The 16,297-nt window shown below is 66.0% G+C and carries 15 protein-coding genes; 3 read left to right on the top strand and 12 right to left on the bottom strand.

The window, feature by feature from the left end:
• On the bottom strand, window positions 1-483 hold a 483-nt coding region (locus ASC68_RS18235; protein WP_156387378.1), incomplete at its 3' end, for a hypothetical protein.
• Entirely contained in the window at window positions 480-1,139 is a 660-nt protein-coding gene (locus tag ASC68_RS18230; RefSeq protein ID WP_055882362.1) for a TetR/AcrR family transcriptional regulator, read from the bottom strand. The genes ASC68_RS18235 and ASC68_RS18230, both read right to left, overlap by 4 nt.
• 272 nt (window positions 1,140-1,411) lie before the next feature.
• Between ASC68_RS18230 and ASC68_RS18225 the strand changes: the two genes are divergently transcribed.
• Both ASC68_RS18225 and ASC68_RS18220 read left to right on the top strand, forming a co-directional pair.
• The gene (locus ASC68_RS18225) at window positions 1,412-2,257 is read left to right on the top strand and encodes an alpha/beta hydrolase (protein WP_055882359.1); all 846 of its coding nucleotides are present in this window, start codon (window positions 1,412-1,414) and stop codon (window positions 2,255-2,257) included.
• 11 nt (window positions 2,258-2,268) lie between these two features.
• A complete protein-coding gene (locus ASC68_RS18220; protein ID WP_055882358.1) occupies window positions 2,269-2,634 on the top strand; it encodes a VOC family protein in 366 nt (121 codons plus the stop codon).
• A gap of 41 nt (window positions 2,635-2,675) precedes the next feature.
• On the opposite strand, the gene ASC68_RS18215 is transcribed toward ASC68_RS18220, so the two are convergent.
• Window positions 2,676-3,251, bottom strand: a complete 576-nt coding sequence (locus tag ASC68_RS18215) for an SH3 domain-containing protein (RefSeq protein ID WP_082528257.1) — start codon at window positions 3,249-3,251, stop codon at window positions 2,676-2,678.
• A gap of 312 nt (window positions 3,252-3,563) precedes the next feature.
• Between ASC68_RS18215 and ASC68_RS18210 the strand changes: the two genes are divergently transcribed.
• On the top strand, window positions 3,564-5,048 hold the full coding sequence (locus tag ASC68_RS18210) for a Na+/H+ antiporter NhaC family protein (RefSeq protein WP_248310560.1): 1,485 nt from the start codon (window positions 3,564-3,566) through the stop codon (window positions 5,046-5,048).
• 175 nt (window positions 5,049-5,223) lie between these two features.
• Here the strand turns inward: ASC68_RS18210 and ASC68_RS18205 are convergent, their stop codons facing one another.
• The 9 genes from ASC68_RS18205 to flgG form a co-directional block, all read right to left on the bottom strand.
• Window positions 5,224-5,994, bottom strand: a complete 771-nt coding sequence (locus tag ASC68_RS18205) for an ATP-binding cassette domain-containing protein (protein WP_055882354.1) — start codon at window positions 5,992-5,994, stop codon at window positions 5,224-5,226.
• Complete coding sequence (locus tag ASC68_RS18200; protein WP_055882351.1) at window positions 5,991-7,115, bottom strand: ABC transporter permease; 1,125 nt, start codon at window positions 7,113-7,115, stop codon at window positions 5,991-5,993. Before ASC68_RS18200 ends, ASC68_RS18205 begins: the two co-directional genes overlap by 4 nt.
• Window positions 7,116-7,185: 70 nt before the next feature.
• Entirely contained in the window at window positions 7,186-8,160 is a 975-nt protein-coding gene (locus ASC68_RS18195) for an ABC transporter substrate-binding protein (protein WP_055882348.1), read from the bottom strand.
• Window positions 8,161-8,275: 115 nt separating this feature from the next.
• Complete coding sequence (locus ASC68_RS18190; protein ID WP_055882345.1) at window positions 8,276-9,856, bottom strand: ABC-F family ATP-binding cassette domain-containing protein; 1,581 nt, start codon at window positions 9,854-9,856, stop codon at window positions 8,276-8,278.
• A 522-nt stretch (window positions 9,857-10,378) separates the two neighbouring features.
• Complete coding sequence (locus ASC68_RS18185; RefSeq protein WP_055882342.1) at window positions 10,379-12,007, bottom strand: MFS transporter; 1,629 nt, start codon at window positions 12,005-12,007, stop codon at window positions 10,379-10,381.
• Window positions 12,008-12,020: 13 nt separating this feature from the next.
• Window positions 12,021-13,532 (bottom strand): carboxypeptidase M32, encoded by a 1,512-nt coding sequence (locus ASC68_RS18180; RefSeq protein WP_055882340.1) that lies wholly within the window; start codon window positions 13,530-13,532, stop codon window positions 12,021-12,023.
• A 245-nt stretch (window positions 13,533-13,777) separates the two neighbouring features.
• The gene (gene flgH, locus ASC68_RS18175) at window positions 13,778-14,518 is read right to left on the bottom strand and encodes a flagellar basal body L-ring protein FlgH (RefSeq protein WP_082528275.1); all 741 of its coding nucleotides are present in this window, start codon (window positions 14,516-14,518) and stop codon (window positions 13,778-13,780) included.
• Between the two features lie 20 nt (window positions 14,519-14,538).
• Entirely contained in the window at window positions 14,539-15,486 is a 948-nt protein-coding gene (gene flgA, locus ASC68_RS18170) for a flagellar basal body P-ring formation chaperone FlgA (protein ID WP_055882332.1), read from the bottom strand.
• Between the two features lie 14 nt (window positions 15,487-15,500).
• Entirely contained in the window at window positions 15,501-16,286 is a 786-nt protein-coding gene (gene flgG / locus ASC68_RS18165) for a flagellar basal-body rod protein FlgG (protein WP_055882327.1), read from the bottom strand.
• Between the last annotated feature and the right edge of the window lie 11 nt (window positions 16,287-16,297).

Genomic DNA, 16,297 nt, shown 5'->3' with positions numbered 1-16,297 from the left:
AACCCGAGCTGCGATCAGCCGGGTGAAGAATCGGAGCGGCACGCCCGTGACGCTTGGCAGGTCAGCCGGCACGGCGACGTCGGCGGGCACAAACCTGGTCTGGATGCGCATTTCCAGCGGCGGCGCCGGCGGAACGATGCGGTCGCGATAGACCGGGGTCCAGTGCAGCACGGACGGGAGCCGCGCCAGCATGGCCGAGTTGCAGCAGCTGGCGACCATGCGGCTGGTGGTCGAGTCCGATTTCGACCTGTAGCCCTCGAGCAGTTCGGTGCCCTTGGTGCAGTGCACCCGATCATTGCGATAGAGCAGGTAAGGCGTGCCGGCGCCGGCATCCAGAATTGCTGGTGCGCCGGGCAGGGCTTCGATCAGGCGGGAGCCGGCCTGGCAGTCATCGCAATGGCAGACGAGGCTGATTACCGGCGCGCCAGTCAGCTCGAGTTCGACATTGCCGCAGGCACAGCGTGCCACATACCGCGCCGTCATCGCTTCGTTCTGCCATAGGCGGCGAGGAAGACTCGTACACCGGCCTCGGCGTTGCGACGCAGTTCGGCCTGCGAGGGAATGGCATCGTCGCCGAGCAGCATGGCCTGGTTCAGCGGAGCCGACATGATCAGCCAGTTGAAGTGTTCCGCCGCGGTTGCCGGGTCGTCGACAGCAAGCAGGCCGCGTTTGGCGAGGCCCTCGAACACAGCGGCCAGCATCTTCATGGCGCGTGCCGGGCCGCGCTCGTAAAGCACACGGGCCAGTTCGGGGAAGCGTGTCACCTCGCCGATCACCAGACGCCGCAACTGCATGATGCGGGGCGTCAGAACGACGGTCAGCTGCCGTAACGCATATTCGACGAGGTAGTCAGCGAGGTCCTCGTCCGGCCCGAGCTGCGCCACGTCGTTATGCACGGTGTCGCCGGCGCCAGTGGTCATGCCGCCGACGATCTCGACGAACAGCGCCTCCTTCGAAGAGAAGTGCTTGTAGACGGTCTGCTTTGACACGGCAGAGAGGGCGGCGATCTCATCCATGTTGGTGCCGAGATAGCCGCTTTTCAGGAACACCTCGGTGGCGGCGTCGAGAATGGCCCGGCGTTTGCGGGCAGAGCGGCCATCGCCTTCCGCATCCGCGTGTTCGTTCACTTCCGAGCCCATCGACCTGCCACTTTCCAAAAACCTTCACAGCCCTGATTGACATCACAGTACTGGACAGTCTAGTTTCTGACAACGGCACAGAACTGGACGGTCCAGTTCTGAATGAGTCGACGGCAGCAGCCGTCATACGAGAAGCAGGGAGAGCTTGAATGTCGAACCGAAGCTTCGTGCTGGTTGCCACTTTGGTGGGAGCGCTTGCCCTGCCGATCCCTGGCGCGCTGGCAGAGACCGCAATGCAATCGCCTGAAAATCACACCGCAGGAGACGTTTCGATGACCAACGACACCAGATCGGCCACCCTCAAGGTCCCGGGCGCGACGCTTTACTACGAGGTGCAGGGCAGTGGCCCGACGCTGCTGATCATCCCCGGCGGTCCACAGGATGCGGGCGTGTTCGCCGAGCTGTCGCAGCGCCTCGCCGACCGCTACACCGTGATCGCCTACGATCCGCGCGGCAATTCGCGCTCGACGTTTGACGGCGAGATCAAGCCGCTGCTGATGGACCAGCAGGCGGATGACGCCGCGGCGTTGATCGAGGCGCTGGGCAAGGGCCCGGCCTATGTGTTCGGCACCAGCGGTGGTGCACAGATCGGGCTCAACCTCGCGGCACGGCACCCCAAGCTGGTGCAGGCGCTGGTAGCGCATGAGCCACCGTCGATGATGCTGATGGACGATCCGAGCGAGGCCGTGGCGGCCGACAAGGCGCTCTACGACACCTACGTCAAAGACGGCGTCGATGCGGCGATGGGGATGTTCTTCTCGATGAACGGTCTCGCGGAGGAGGGCGGCGACGCAGCAGAAGCGTCGCCGGAATTCGAGATGCCGCCGGAAGAGGCGGAAACCTTCGCCCGGGTCAGCGGCAATTTCGAGTACTGGCTGGCGCACGGCATGCTGCCGCTGTCGCTCTATACGCCGGACGTGGCGACGCTGAAGGCAGGCAGCCCGAATATCGTCGTCGCCATCGGCGAGGCGTCGGCCGGCCAGCCGATCGAGGAAATGAGCCTGGCGCTGACCAACACGCTCGGCATCGCGCCGACGAAATTCCCCGGCGATCACATGGGCTTTGGACCCCAGGCTGCCGCGTTTGCGGACGCGCTGCACAGCTCGTTCGCCAACTGACGGAGGCAAGCATGCACATCCAGTTCGCCGAACTGCCGGTGTTCGACCAGGACCGGGCCATCGCCTTCTATGCCGACAAGCTCGGCTGCGAGGTGGTTGCCGATGCGCCGATGGGCGCCGATGGCTGGCGGTGGATCGAAGTGAAGTTCCCCGGCGCCCGCACGGCGCTGCACTTCCTCCGCCGCCCCGACGACAAGCCATCGGCCGAGCCGGTGCTGGTGCTGGTCGAGGCCGACGTGGCGGGAACGATCGAGCGGCTCCGCGCCAAGGGCGTCGAGATCATCACCGAGCCGGGCGAGGCGCCGTGGCAGCCGGGCCGGGTGGTGGCGGAGTTCCGCGACAGCGAGGGCAACCGGATGGTGATCGGCAGCTACTGAATCTGGAGGTTCCGGCCTGAGTCGGGACCTCCGGTTTTCAGTCAGCGGAAAGTGCGGAACGACGAGATGTTGCCGTCCAGCCACCAGGGCAGGGTGGCGACATCGCGGTTGAAGTCCTCGCAGCGGCGGAAGTTGCGATCCTCGCAGACCTCAACCGTCATTGAGCCGCTGATGCTGATCGAGGCGATGCGATTGTTCCAGGAACCGAGGTCCCGGTTGCTGTCGCCGACGCCGACGCAGAAGCTGCGGCCACGGAAACGGATGTCGTCGTAAAAGCAGGCCCGCCGCCGGACGTTCGAGTCGCCGCCGCCACCGCCGGTCCGTGACAGGAAGTTCTGCGACACCCAACCGCTAGGGCCGCCGTGGTTGACCCAGCACCAGCCGCCGTTGCAATTGCTGATGCGCACGCTCTGGCCGGCGCGCAGCACGTCGACAACGGCATAACTGGTGCCCGGACCACGACGGACGTTGACGTTGGAGGTCGCCACGGCGTTGCCCACGCCACTGCCGCCCCCGGGGTTGTCGGGAACGATGACAAACGTCTCTTGCGCCAGCACCTGGGGCACCGCTCCCAGGCCAGCAGCCAGCATCGCCGCAATGAATAGTGCTCTTATCATAACGATCTCCTCAACCCGGCTGGAAACAGACGCGCGCACTGTGCGGTTTCGTACAGAACGCGAGAAGTGTTGGCCGTCCGTTGCGCAAGTACTACCATTCAAAGCGGCGAATTGATGCGCATGGCGCGCTGTTCAGTTCAAAATCGTTGAACCGGTCGCGTAAATAGTTGCATCTTATTTGATGTCACATGGCCATCCGGCGCAAGCGGAAGCTTAGGCAATAGCTGCGATGGCTGCTGGTGTTCGTTGGACGCGGAGAGCCGACATGGCCCGCAACAAGCCGCTTGGCCGGCCAAAGGCGAGGAGGCGACGTTGAGCACCGCTCCGCGGCATATCCGCGAACCGTCCTATTTCGACGCGGTGGCGCCACTGGTGGTGCTTGCCGTGCTGATCGCCGGTGCGGTGACGCTGTTCGGGCTCAAGGCGACGGATGGACCGCTGCAGGTGGCGATTATTCTCGCGGCAATGTTCACCTCGTTCATTGTGCTGAAGAATGGGCACAGCTGGGAGGAAGTGGCCGAGGCCGGGCGTAAGGGCGTCTCCTCGGTGGTCGGCGCCATCTTCATCCTGTTCGCGGTAGGGGCGCTGATCGGCACCTGGAATATGGCCGGGACCATCCCGACGCTGGTCTACTATGGCATCCAGGTGATCAATCCGGACTGGTTCTACCTCGCCTCTCTGCTGGTCTGCGCCGCCATCGCCATGGGCATCGGCAGCTCGTGGACCACGGCGGGCACAATCGGGGTCGGGCTGGTGGGGCTGTCGTTCCTCGCCGGCGTCTCGCCCGCGATCACCGCAGGAGCCGTGATTTCCGGCGCCTATGTCGGCGAGAAGCTGTCACCCCTATCCGAGACGGCCATCCTTGCCGCGCAGCTCACCGGCACCACCATCTACGCGCATTTGCGGGCGCAGGTCTGGAGCTCGGTGCCGGCGCTGCTCGTCGCCGCCATCGGCTTCGGCATCTTCGGCTGGGCCGACAGTTCGAGCGGCGCGAGCGACAGCGTGATCGCCTCGGAGCTTTCGGCGCTGTCGACGCTGTTCAACATCACACCGCTGACCCTGCTGCCGCTGGTGCTGCTGATCGTCTTGTCGATCTTCAAGGTGCCGCCATCGCTGGCGATCATCGGCTCGGCGCTCGCTGCGGCGGTGCTGGCGCCGTTGCTGCAATCCGAGGCGGTGCTGCGCTTCGTCAACGACCCCGAGCTGGCGCCGGCCGCCGCCTACCTCAAGGCCGGGTGGCAGGCGATGGGCACCGGGTTCGAAGCCAACTCGGGCATCGAGGTGGTCGACAGTCTGCTGTCGCGTGGCGGCATGGCGAGCATGCTGCTCACCATCTGGCTGATCCTCGGCGCCCTGGTCTACGGCACGCTGCTCGATGAGTTCGGGCTGCTGCTGAAGCTGGTGACGCCGGTGCTGATGCGGGCCCGCAGCACCGGCTCGCTGATCGCCACCGTGGTTGGCACGGCGTTCGGACTCAATATCGTCGCCGGCGACCAATATGTGGCGGTGGTGCTGCCGGCGCGGATTTTCCGCGCCGAGTTCAACAAACGCGGTCTCGCCGCCACCAACCTGTCGCGGGCAGTGGCGGATGGCGGCAGCGTCACCTCGCCGCTGATCCCGTGGAATTCCTGCGGCGCCTATATGGCGGCGGTGCTCGGCGTGCCGACACTGGTCTACCTGCCGTTCTGCCTGTTCAACATCGCGAGCCCATTGGTCACGTTGCTGCTGGGGTTCAGCGGGTTTCGGATCGAGCCGGTGGAGCCGAAGGTGGAAGAGGCGGATTCAGTTTCGCCTTAGGGTGTTCCACCGATGGACGCCCCACCTCCGATGTCATCCCAGCGAAAGCTGGGATCCATTTCTCAGCCCGCGCAGGTGGTGAGTTGGGTCCCAGCTTTCGCCGGGATGACAGCCGGTGGGTGAGGCGACCATCGAGCCTAACCGCGGCGCGGCTGCAGCCAAATGGCGCAATATCCTATGCCACCGCCTCGCGACTATCGTCCAACGCGCCCACCATGTACTGCACCAGTTCGGACGCGTTGGTCTCGCCGGTGCGTTTCTCGGTGACCTTGCGGCCGCGATGCATCACCACGATGCGGTCGGCGACGGCGAAGACGTCGGGCATGGTGTGGGTAATGAGGATCACCGGCACGCCCTGGTCGCGGAGGCGGCGGATCAGCTCCAGTACCTTCTGCTGCTCGGGCACGCCGAGATTATTGGTCGGCTCGTCCATGATCATCAGCCGCGCCTTCCAGTAGATGGCGCGGGCGATGGCGACGGCCTGCCGCTGGCCGCCCGAGAGACTCTCGATCGGCTGGGTGAGGCTGGGGAACTGGATATCGAGGGTTGCGAGGCTCTGCTCGGCCTCGGCCAGCATCAGCTTGTCGTTGAGCGTGTTGATCAGCCCGCCGAGATAGCGGTGTTTCACCTCGCGGCCGAGGAAGATGTTGGCGGGCACGTCGAGATTGTTGGCCAGCGCCAGGTCCTGGTAGATCGTCTCGATGCCGGCGCTGCGCGCGTCGATGGGCTTGGGGAAGCTGACCGGCTTGCCCTCGAAGCGGATCTCGCCCTCATCGGGCAGGTGAACGCCGGAAACGCACTTGATCAGCGTCGACTTGCCGGCGCCGTTGTCGCCGAGCAGCGCCACCACCTCGCCGGGGTTGATGTCGAGGCTGACATCGTTGACCGCGGTGAGGCCGCCGAAGCGCTTCACCAGGTTGCGGATCGACAGAACCGGTTCGCTCATGACCCTCTCCCGCGGCGGCCGAGGATCAGGTCGCGCGACTGGTCGATCAGCACGGCGATGATCACCACCGCGCCGACTACAATGAATTGCCAGAAGGCCTGGACGTTCATCATCACCAGCCCGGTGGTCAGCACCGCGATGATGAGCGCGCCGATCACCGTGCCGATGATCGAGCCGGCGCCGCCGAACAGGCTGACGCCGCCGATGATCACCGCGGCGATGGAGCTCAAAAGCAGCGGATCGCCGATCACCGCCGAGCCAGCAGTGAAGCGCAGCGTCGAGAGGAACCCGGCAATGCCGGCGGTGACCGAACTCAGCATGTAGAGCTTGACGATGTGGCGATCGACCGGGATGCCGGTGCGCAGCGCCGCCTGCATGTTGCCGCCGATGGCATAGGTATGCCGGCCGAACTGGGTGCGGTTGAGGATGAACATGCAGATGATCACGACGATGGCCGTGATCACCACGGGCCAGGTGAAGATGCGATCCATCTGGCGCAGCATGGCGCCGGTGACGTCGGGGCGGAAGAACGCATAGAAGCCGCCACCTTCGCCGTTGACGACGTAGAACAGCGATTCATTGCCATAGTCGCGGATATCGGCAGGCAGGCCGATGACGGTGGTGTTCTCGGAGAACAGCAGCGCCATGCCGCGCACGATGAAGGATGAGCCGAGCGTCACGATGAAGGCCGGGACCTTGAGCTTGGCGATGATCAGGCCATTGACGAGGCCGACGCCGGCCGAGGCGCCGACCGCGGCGAGGAAGCCCAATGTTGCGGCGAGAAACAGCGGTGCGCCGGCATTGAACGAGGCGCGGATGGCGTGGGCCGAGACCACCGAGGCGAGGCTCATTACCCAGCCGACGCTGAGGTCGATCCCCGCCGAGATGATGACGAAGGTCTGCCCCAGTCCGAGCAGCAGCACCGGAGTGATGGCGACGAGGATGTTCATCGCGTTGCGCAGCGTCAGGAAGGTGGCGCCGCCGGAGAGCGGCACGACGATGATGAAAAAGGCGATCATCAGGCCGAGGAACGCCCAGGCCCAGAGCCGGCTGGCGAGGAGGATGAAACGCTTGTCGGGCGAGAGCCGGGGCTCCGCTGGAATTGTCTTGCTGTCGGTCACGGCTGCCCCGGCTTGGTGAGAGACGGCGGTGGCCGGAGACCTGAGGCCTCCGGCTGCTCGTGCGGGATGGTCAGTTCACCTTGTAGATGAAGCGTGCGTATTCGGGATCGGCGACATTGTCTTTGTCGATGATGGCAAAGCCGGTCTCGACGCGGCGCGGCAGGCTGGTGACGCCGGCGGCATCGGCGACGGCGAATTGCACCGCCATATAGCCCATGTCGAAGGGCTTCTGCGCCAGGACCAGCGACACCACGCCCTTGCCCATCAGCTCGATGGCTTCGGCCGTCGCGTCATAGGCCACGACCTGCACATGCCCGCCGAGGCCGGCATTGACCACCGCGTTACCGGCGCCGCCGGCGCTGAACACGTTGGTGCCGAACACGCCGGCGAGGTCGGGGTTCTGCTCGATCACCGCGGCGGTCTGCTGCGCGGCCTTGTTCTGGTCATCGAGGTTGTAGTCGGGGCCGAGCACCTTGATGTCGGGGAACTCGTTCTTCATCACCTCGGCAAAGCCTTGCTCGCGGCCTTCGACCGACGAGACGTTGGGGTTGGTGGAGTTGATGTAGACCGTGCCCTTGCCGCCGATCGCCTTGGCGAGGCCGCGGGCCGAGATACGGCCACCTTCGACGTTGTCGGAGCCGATATAGCTGATCGGGAACTTCACCGGACCGTTGGCATAGTCGCCATCGCCGAGGAAGGTGTCGACGGTGATCACCTTGATGCCGGCATCGAGTGCTGCCTGCAGCGGCGCCACCATCTGATCCTTATCGGTGGGGGCGGTGATGATGTAGTTGAGGTCGCCTCGCGCCACCAGCGCATCGAGGATCGGGGTCTGCGCTTCGACACCCCAGGTCGGCGGGACCTGGGTCACCACTTCGACGCCGAGGTCCTTGGCCGCGGCTTCGACGCCCAGTTGCATGACCTGGTAGAACGGATCGACCACGCCCGGCAGGAAGCCGATCTTGATGTCGGCGGCGGAAACGGTGGCCGTAGAGAGTAATAGCGTGCCCAGCAGGGCAGCAGTCATCGTCGACGCGTTACGCATCGAAACCTCCCCTTATTGTTGTGATCCGGCGGCTCCTTTGAACTCCTCCGCCAGATCACCAACGATAGGCCCGCGCGCTCACATTTGTAAACTGGCCGGATATATTCAAACCGCGCTAGGGCAACACGATTTCGCGCTCGATGCCGATTGCCTCGAGGAAGTCGCGGTCGTGGCTGACCACCAGCAGCGCGCCGTCATAGGCGGCGAGGCCAGCCTCCACCGCCTCGATGGCGTGGATGTCGAGGTGGTTGGTCGGCTCGTCGAGGATCAGCAGTTCGGGCGGCCGGCCGCTGCCGATGGTGCAGGCAAGGCCGGCGCGCAGCATTTCGCCACCGCTGAGCTGACCGACCGGTTTCAGCGCGGCGTCGGCACGGAACATGAAGCGGGCGAGGGCGGAGCGCGCCGTGGTCTCGCCATCCTCGGGGTTGAGCCGCAGGTAGTTCTCGCGAATGGTCTCAAGCGGATCGAGGAGGCTGACTTCCTGGTCGAGCAACGCATGCCGCCGCGCGATGCGAACCGCACCGGTCACTGGGGCAAGGGTGCCGGTGATCAGCCGGAGCAGGGTGGTCTTGCCAGAGCCGTTGGGGCCGGTGATCGCCACCCGCTCAGGCCCCGTGATGGCAAAGCTCAGGTTGCTGATCACCGGCTGCTGTGGCAGCGGACCGCCGGTGAGCCGATCGAGCTGCAGCACCGTGGTGCCATTGGCGAGGCCACTCGGCTCGAGCTTCACTGCCATCGGCTGCAGCACCTCGATCTCGGCCTTGGCGGCGGCGAGCGCCGTGCTGGCCGAGGCGCGGCGCCGTTCACTGAGCTTCATCTGCTCGCCGCTGGTGTTCTCCGCGTTCATCTTCATGCCGCCCAGCATGATGCGCGGGATATCGCCCTTGGCGGCTTTCCGCGCCCCGGCGCCATCCTTCTTGGCTTTGCGCTCGCGCATCAGCTGCGTCTTGCGGTTGAGCTCGCCGAGGGTGCGCTCGGCAGAAGCGAGGCCCTGTTCGGCGGCGGCCAGCTCGATTGCCTTGCGTTCCTGGTAGAGATCCCAGTTGCCGCCATAGGTGCGGGCGCCGATCGTGGTGAGCTCGACAATGGCGTCCATCTCACGCAGCAGCGCGCGGTCGTGGCTGACCACGATGGCGGCGCCGCGCCAGCGTTTCAGCAGTTCCGTGACAGCCGCCCGGCCATCGCGGTCGAGGTTGTTGGTGGGCTCGTCGAGCAGCAGCATATCCGGCTGTTCGATCAAGAGCGCTGCCAGCGACAGGCGGGTGCGCTGGCCACCGCTCAGCGTGGCGGTGGGTCGATCGAGGGCGAGCGACGGCAGGCCGACATCGGCGAGGGCCGTCTCGATCTTTGCTGGCAACAGCCAGTCGGCCCCTTCGGCATCCTCGAGCGAGCCGGTGCCAGCCTCGAGCCGGTCGAGCCGGGCCAGCTGCTCGGCGCAGCCCAGCGCGTCGGCGACGCTCGCATCGGAGCGTTGCACCGTCTGCCGCAACACGCCGAGCGTGCCGGAGACGACGATCTCGCCGCTGGAGGGCGCGAGTTCGCCGAGGAGCAGTTTCAGCAGCGTGGTCTTGCCAGTGCCGTTGCGGCCGATCAGGCCGGTGCGAACCGGGCCGAAGGAAAGATCGAGATCTGAGAAGAGGGTGACGCCATCAGGCGTCTTGTAGCTCACCGCTTTGAGCGAAATAGAACCGGGCATGGTTGGACTCCGGGTGACGGATCAGGGTGGTTTGATCGGTCATGCGGATATCCATGGGGACCTGCCGGTTAGTGCTGCGGATGGGCGGAAAATAGGGAGGTTCGCCGAGATGTCAACCTTGGTGCCGGCTTACCCCGACTGATAGAGACGGCCCCCTCCCGGCCTCCCCCGCAAGCGCAGGGCTATCGCATATGGAGCACTGACAGTAGTTGGATGGCCTTCCCCCCTTGTGGGAGAAGGTGGCCGAAGGCCGGATGAGGGGTTCTCTTCGTTGCGCGGACCCCTCATCCGCCCTTCGGGCACCTTCTCCCACAAGGGGAGAAGGCTAGAGGTGCCCATCGCCGCCATATGCGATAGCCCTGCCTCAAGGGGGAGGTGCCGCATCCAGTCCCAGGCACGATCGAAGACAGAACCTCGACTCTTCAGCTCCCCCATTATGGGGGAGGATGGGAGGGGGCCGTCTGCTGCAGTCAGTCGCTCTTCCTTGCGCCCTCTCCAGAGACGCGGTGGCGCTCTCGAGCATCACGGCGGATCGATCGTCCGGTTGGCGGCAATCGCTGCGAACCAGTTGGGCGGACGCTCGATCATCCGGCGCACCACCGGGCGTTCCGGGCCCTGGTGCAGGTTGCGCAGTTTTTCGCCGATCACCTCGTCGGCATGGGTGAGACGCTGGTTGTGCCGGGCGTATTCGGTCCAGGTTGGGCTCTTGTAGCTTTCGACCCAGACGTCGGTCTCCGAGAGGTCGCGGCGCAGCACCCATTCGCGCGCTCCGTCGCGCATCCGCACCCGTTTGCGATCGGCCATGACGCGCAGGAACTCGCGCACATCCTGCGGGCGGATCTTGTACTCGATGCTGATGACGATCGGCCCGGAGCGCGGCTCGATCGGCAGCGCGATCTGCGGCTCCTGCCAGCGGTTGGCGGGGTCGAGGTCGAGCATCACCCGCGGCGGGATCGACAGCAGCAGCCCGACTCCGGCGCCGACGACAAGGGCGATGGCCGAGGCGACCAGCGCATTGCTGACGCCGAACTCTTCGCCGGCAACGCCCCAGAGCCAGCTGCCGGCGGCGAGGCCGGCAAAGGTGGCAGTCTGGTAGAGTGACAGCGAGCGGCCGACCACCCAGCGCGGGGTCGAGAGCTGCACGGTGACGTTGAACAGGGTCAGCGCCAGCACCCAGCAGGCGCCGCCGAGCATGAGGGCGACTCCGGTCAGCCAGGGCGAGGGGCTGAGCCCGGTGACCGCGGCGCAGATGGCGAAGCCGACAAAGGCCAGGCGGACGATGGCTTCGCTGGAGAACTGCTCGGCCAGCCGGGCGCTGATCAGCGCCCCGCCGACCGCGCCGAGGCCGAAGGCGCCGAGCAAGAGGCCATAGACCAGCGGTCCGCCGCCGGGGATCTGGCTCGCCACCACCGGCAGCAGCGCCAGCACCGAGCTGGCGGTGAGGCCGAAGATGAAGCTCCGCACCAGCACCTTGCCCAGTTGCGGCGACAACGCCATGTAGCGGACGCCGGCGAACATCGCCGCGCCCACCGCCTCGCGCGGCAGGCCGGCGGGGGCAGGGGCGGGCTTCCAGCGCAGCAGCACGAACAGCAGCCCGAGATAGCTGACAAGGTTGACTGCGAACGCCGCCGCGGCGCCGGCGACGGCGACGATGATGCCGCCCACCGCCGGGCCAAGGCTACGCGACAGGTTAAAGCCGATGGAGTTGAGCGCCACGGCCGAGCCGACGCTGGAGCGCGGCACCAAGTCGCCGACCGAGGCCTGCCAGGACGGGTTATTGAGCGCCGTGCCGCAGCCGATCAGGAAGGTGAAGGTCAGCAGCAGCCAGGGGGTGATCAGCCCAAGCAGCGCGCTGAGGGTCAAGAGCGCCGAGACTGCCAGCATGAAGAACTGCGCCACCAGCATCACCCGGCGGCGCGGGAAATTGTCGGCAATGGCGCCGCCGAGCAGCGAGAACAGCATGATCGGCAGCGAGGTGGAGGCCTGGACCAGCGCCACCAGATCGACGGAGTTGGTCAGCGCCGTCATCATCCAGGCGGCGCCGACGCCCTGGATCAGGGCGCCGAAGCTCGAGACGAGGTTCGCCACCCAGATGTTGCGAAAAGTTCCGTGCTGCAGCGGCTGCAGGACCGATGGTCGATCCTTGGCCATGGCTTACCCCCGATCAGCCCAGGTAGCGGCGCGTCAGGTGCTCCTGGAAGTGTTTGGAGTTCAGCTTCTCGCCGGTGGCGCGCTGCAGCAGCTCGGGCGTCGAGTACTTGCTCGCCTGGCTCCAGATCTTCTCACGCCGCCAGTCGTTGATGCCGACGAAGCGGCCATTGCGCATGTCCTCGCGCGCCTTGGGCTGGTCGCGCTCGATGGCGCTCCAGAGCTGCGCCGCGATGATGGCGCCCAGCGTGTAGCTGGGGAAGTAGCCGATGGCGCCCGACGGCCAATGCACGTCCTGCATCGGGCCATCCTTCATGTTGTCGATGGTCGAGAGCCCCAGATACTCGCGCATCTTGGCGTCCCAGGCCTCCGGCACATCTTTGGGCGCCAGCTTGCCGCTGATCAGGTCTTGCTCCAGCTCGAAGCGGAGGATGACATGCAGCGGGTAGGTGGCCTCGTCGGCATCGACGCGGATCAGGCCGCGCTCGATGAGATGGACATGCGCCAGCACGTCCTCGAGGTCCCAGCCGGCAATGGCGTCTTCGCCAAGTTTTTCACGCACATGCGGCATGGCCCATTCCCAGAACTCGGGCGAGCGGGCGATCTGCTTTTCGACGAACAGGCTCTGGCTCTCGTGCATGGCCATGCCACGGGCGCGACCGACCGGCCAGTGCGTCCATTCCTTGGGTAGGCCCTGCTCGTAGAGGCCGTGCCCGGTCTCATGCAGGATGCCCATCAGCGAGGTGAGGAACTCGCCCTCGGTGTAGCGGGTGGTCATCCGGATATCGGTGGGCACGCCACCACAGAACGGGTGGTGTGAGACGTCGAGACGGCCGTGCGCGAAATCGAAGCCGACAGCCTCCATCATGACGAGGCCCAGCGCCTTCTGCTTGTCGATGGCGAACGGGGCGTTGAGCGGCTTCAGCGGGCGCCTGGCCAGCTTTTCTTCCTGGTGCGCGAGGGCCGCCGGGACGAAATCCTTGAGGAAGGTCTTGAGGTCGTTGAGCACCGGCGCCACCTCGGCGACCCGGTTGCCGGGGTCGTACTGCTCCATCAGCGCGTCATAGGGCGAAAGGCCGAGCACGTCGGCGCGCAGTTGCGCTTCTTCGCGAGCGGTGGCGACGAGACCTTCGAAGGCCGGCAGGAAGCCGGCCCAGTCGCCGCTGGGCCTGAGTTCGCGCCACAGCTGTTCGGCCCGGATGCGGGCGTTCACCTGCTTCCGAACGAAATCGGCCGAGAGGCAGGTCATATTGGTATGGACGCGGCGGAACTCGCGGATGGCGAGGCCCTGCATCTCGTCGAGCGGCTCGGCCTCGGCATCGCCGAGCCAGTCGCCGACTTCCGGCGCGGTGGCCATCTCGTGGTACATGCCGGCCAGCATCGACATGGTCTCGGCGCGCTTTTCGCCACCGCCGACCGGCATCATCACCGCCTCGTCGACACCCAGCATCGACTGCGCATGCTCGATGGCTTCGAGCTTGCGGCTCAGCGCGTCGAGTTTGGAGAAGGCGGAATTGGGAGAGGGCATCAGGAACTCCAACAAGCGAGTGGCGAATAGTGAGTAGCGAATAGGGAAGGACGGCGAAACCCCATTCGCTACTCGCTATTCCCCATTGGCTAACGAATGGGGAAAGGGCGCAACCGGGGAGACTGCGCCCTCTGGGGCGGGTTCTGTTCTGGAACCGGCCGAGGCTGACGGCACCAATGGGGGATTGTGCCGTCAGCGATGGGGAAGCTGATCAGGAGGGGGCGCCAGGCGCCTCCCTTGGGGGATCAGAAGGGGAGGATCGCGTCGGCGATCTGCTGGCCGTAGCGGGGTTGCTGAACCTGGGTGATCTGGCCGCGGCCGCCGTAGGAGATGCGGGCTTCGGCGATCTTGGACGAAGGGATGGTGTTGTCGGCGTGAATGTCCTCAGGGCGGACGATGCCGGCGACGATCAGTTCGCGCACTTCGAAGTTGACGCGCACTTCCTGTCGGCCCTCGATCACCAGGTTGCCGTTGGGCAGTACCTGCACCACGACGGCGGCGACCTGGGTGGCGAGGCTTTCCTTGCGGTTCACCGAGCCCGAGCCGCCATCGGCCATGTCGCCCGAGGTGGTGATCTTGCCCGAGGCCTGCACGTCGGCCAGCGGCACCTTGCCGCCGAAGATCGAACCGAGCACGCCGCCGACGCTGCCTTCCGACGACGAGGTGCGCTCGCGATCGGTGGAATTCGAGATCTTGGCGCTGTCGTCGATGGTGACCATCACCGTCAGGATGTCGCCGATCTTGTGGGCGCGCTGATCCTTGAAGAAGCCGCGGGCCTCGTTGGAGAACAGTGAGTTGGGCTGATACGAGGCCACCACCGGTTCCGGCATCGGCATCTGCACCGGGCGATAGCCGGCCTGTGCGGTCGGGTCGGAGATGGCCGTCAGGCGCGGCTGCTGGCCGACAGAAGCCAACTGGTCCATGGTCGAGCACCCGGCGAGGAGGGCGGTGAGCGCGAGGGCGGCGAAGAGTTTAATCGGGTGCATTTTCATTGTCCTTTCGCCCATCACAGCCCGGCGACCTGAAGCTTGGTGGCGGCGGTGGTGATTTCCACCGCGCCGCCGGCGGTCGCGACGCCGTTGAGGATTTTGCGCGTTACGCTGTTCATCACCTGCACCGGCTGGCCGGTGACGGCGTCGCCGAGCGACTGGCCGACCACCGTCAGGGTCATCGGGCCGGTGCGCAGCAGCACGGTGACCTCGGTATTGCGGCGCACGGCCAGCGGCTCGGTAACGTCGGTGGCCTTCAGCATGACCCCGGCGCGCGAGTTGCGGCGCAATTGCTTGCCGACGAGATCGTCGAAGTTCTCGACGCCGGACTGGTCGGCGAAGGCCAGCGAGACGCGTTTCATCTCGATATCGGCGGGGGTCAGCACGGCGCCGGCCTTCAGCGAGGCGGCGAGGTGCGGGACTTCGACCAAGAGGTCGATGCTGCCGGCGACATCGACCGGCAGTTCCATGCCGGCGACCTGGAAGCGGGCAGAAAAGCTCGCCGCACCCGGCTGGTAGCGCAGCGCCAGCAGCGTGACCGGGGTCTCGACCGCCTCGGCATTGTAGCTGAGCGCCGGGTCGTCGAAGCGGGTATGAAGCTCGGCGCCAGCCGGGAGCAGGCCGCGGACGGCGAGATCGGCAGAGATGAGGCCGGAGAGGACGGTCGTGTCCACGACAGTCGCACGGCGTTCGACGCGGACGCTGAGCAGGCCATCCTGGGTGTAGTCGGTAAGCCCGGCTTTGGCGGCGGCGGAGCGCACGGCGTCGAGGCCGACGATGCCGGTGGTGCCGGGCTCGGGGGCGCGGAACAGGGCGCGCTCGGCGAGGAGGCCGGCATCCTCGAACATGTCGCCGACAGTGATGACAGGGTGGTTGACCGAGACTTCCGCCTTGAGCACCGGCGCCGCGAAGGCGGTGGAGCCGGTGAAGGCCAGGAACAGGGCAGGGAGGATGAACTTCTGCATCTAGCTTCTCCCGATCAGCGCAGCTGGCTGGCCGACTGCATCATCTCGTCGGCACCGGAGATGACGCGGGCGTTCATCTCGTAGGCGCGCTGAGCGGCAATCAGGTCGGCGATTTCGGTGACGGAGTTGACGTTACTGGCTTCGAGATATTCCTGCAGCAGGTCGCCCATGCCGTCCTGGTTCGGCGTGCCGATCTGCGCCGGGCCGCTCGAGGCGGTCTCGACGAACAGGTTGTTACCGGCTGAGGAGAGGCCCGCCTTGTTGACGAAGCGCGCCAGTTGCAGCTGCCCGACCGTGGTCGGGGTGGTGTCGTTGTCGAGGAACACCTCGACCGTACCATCGGGGCTGATCGACACCGAGTTGGCATTGCCGGGAATGGTGATGCCGGGCTGGATCTCGTAGCCGTCGACATTGACCAGTTGCCCCTCGGGGCTGCGCTCGAAAGAGCCGTCGCGGGTGTAGCCGGTACGGCCGTCGGGCATCTGCACGACGAAGAAGCCTTCGCCGCGAATGGCGACGTCGAGTTCCTTCTCGGTCGGGGCGACGCTGCCCTGGCTCATGACGCGCGGCGTCGCCGCGGTGCGTACGCCGGAGCCGACCTCGATGCCGACCGGCGCCATGGTGCCCGCCTCGGAGGTGGTGCTGCCGGCCTGGCGCTGGACCTGGTAGAGCAGATCCTGGAACTCGGCACGCGCCCGCTTGTAGCCGGTGGTGCGCATGTTCGCGATGTTGTTGGAAATGACTTCGACGTTGCGTTCCTGGGCGGCCATGCCGGTCGAAGCGATGTAGAGGGCTTTCATCTTATCTGCTC

Origin of the sequence: Devosia sp. Root105 (assembly GCF_001424865.1) — a bacterium.
In the GTDB taxonomy this organism is placed as follows: Bacteria; Pseudomonadota; Alphaproteobacteria; order Rhizobiales; family Devosiaceae; genus Devosia_A.
This window is presented reverse-complemented; position numbering and strand designations above follow the sequence as displayed.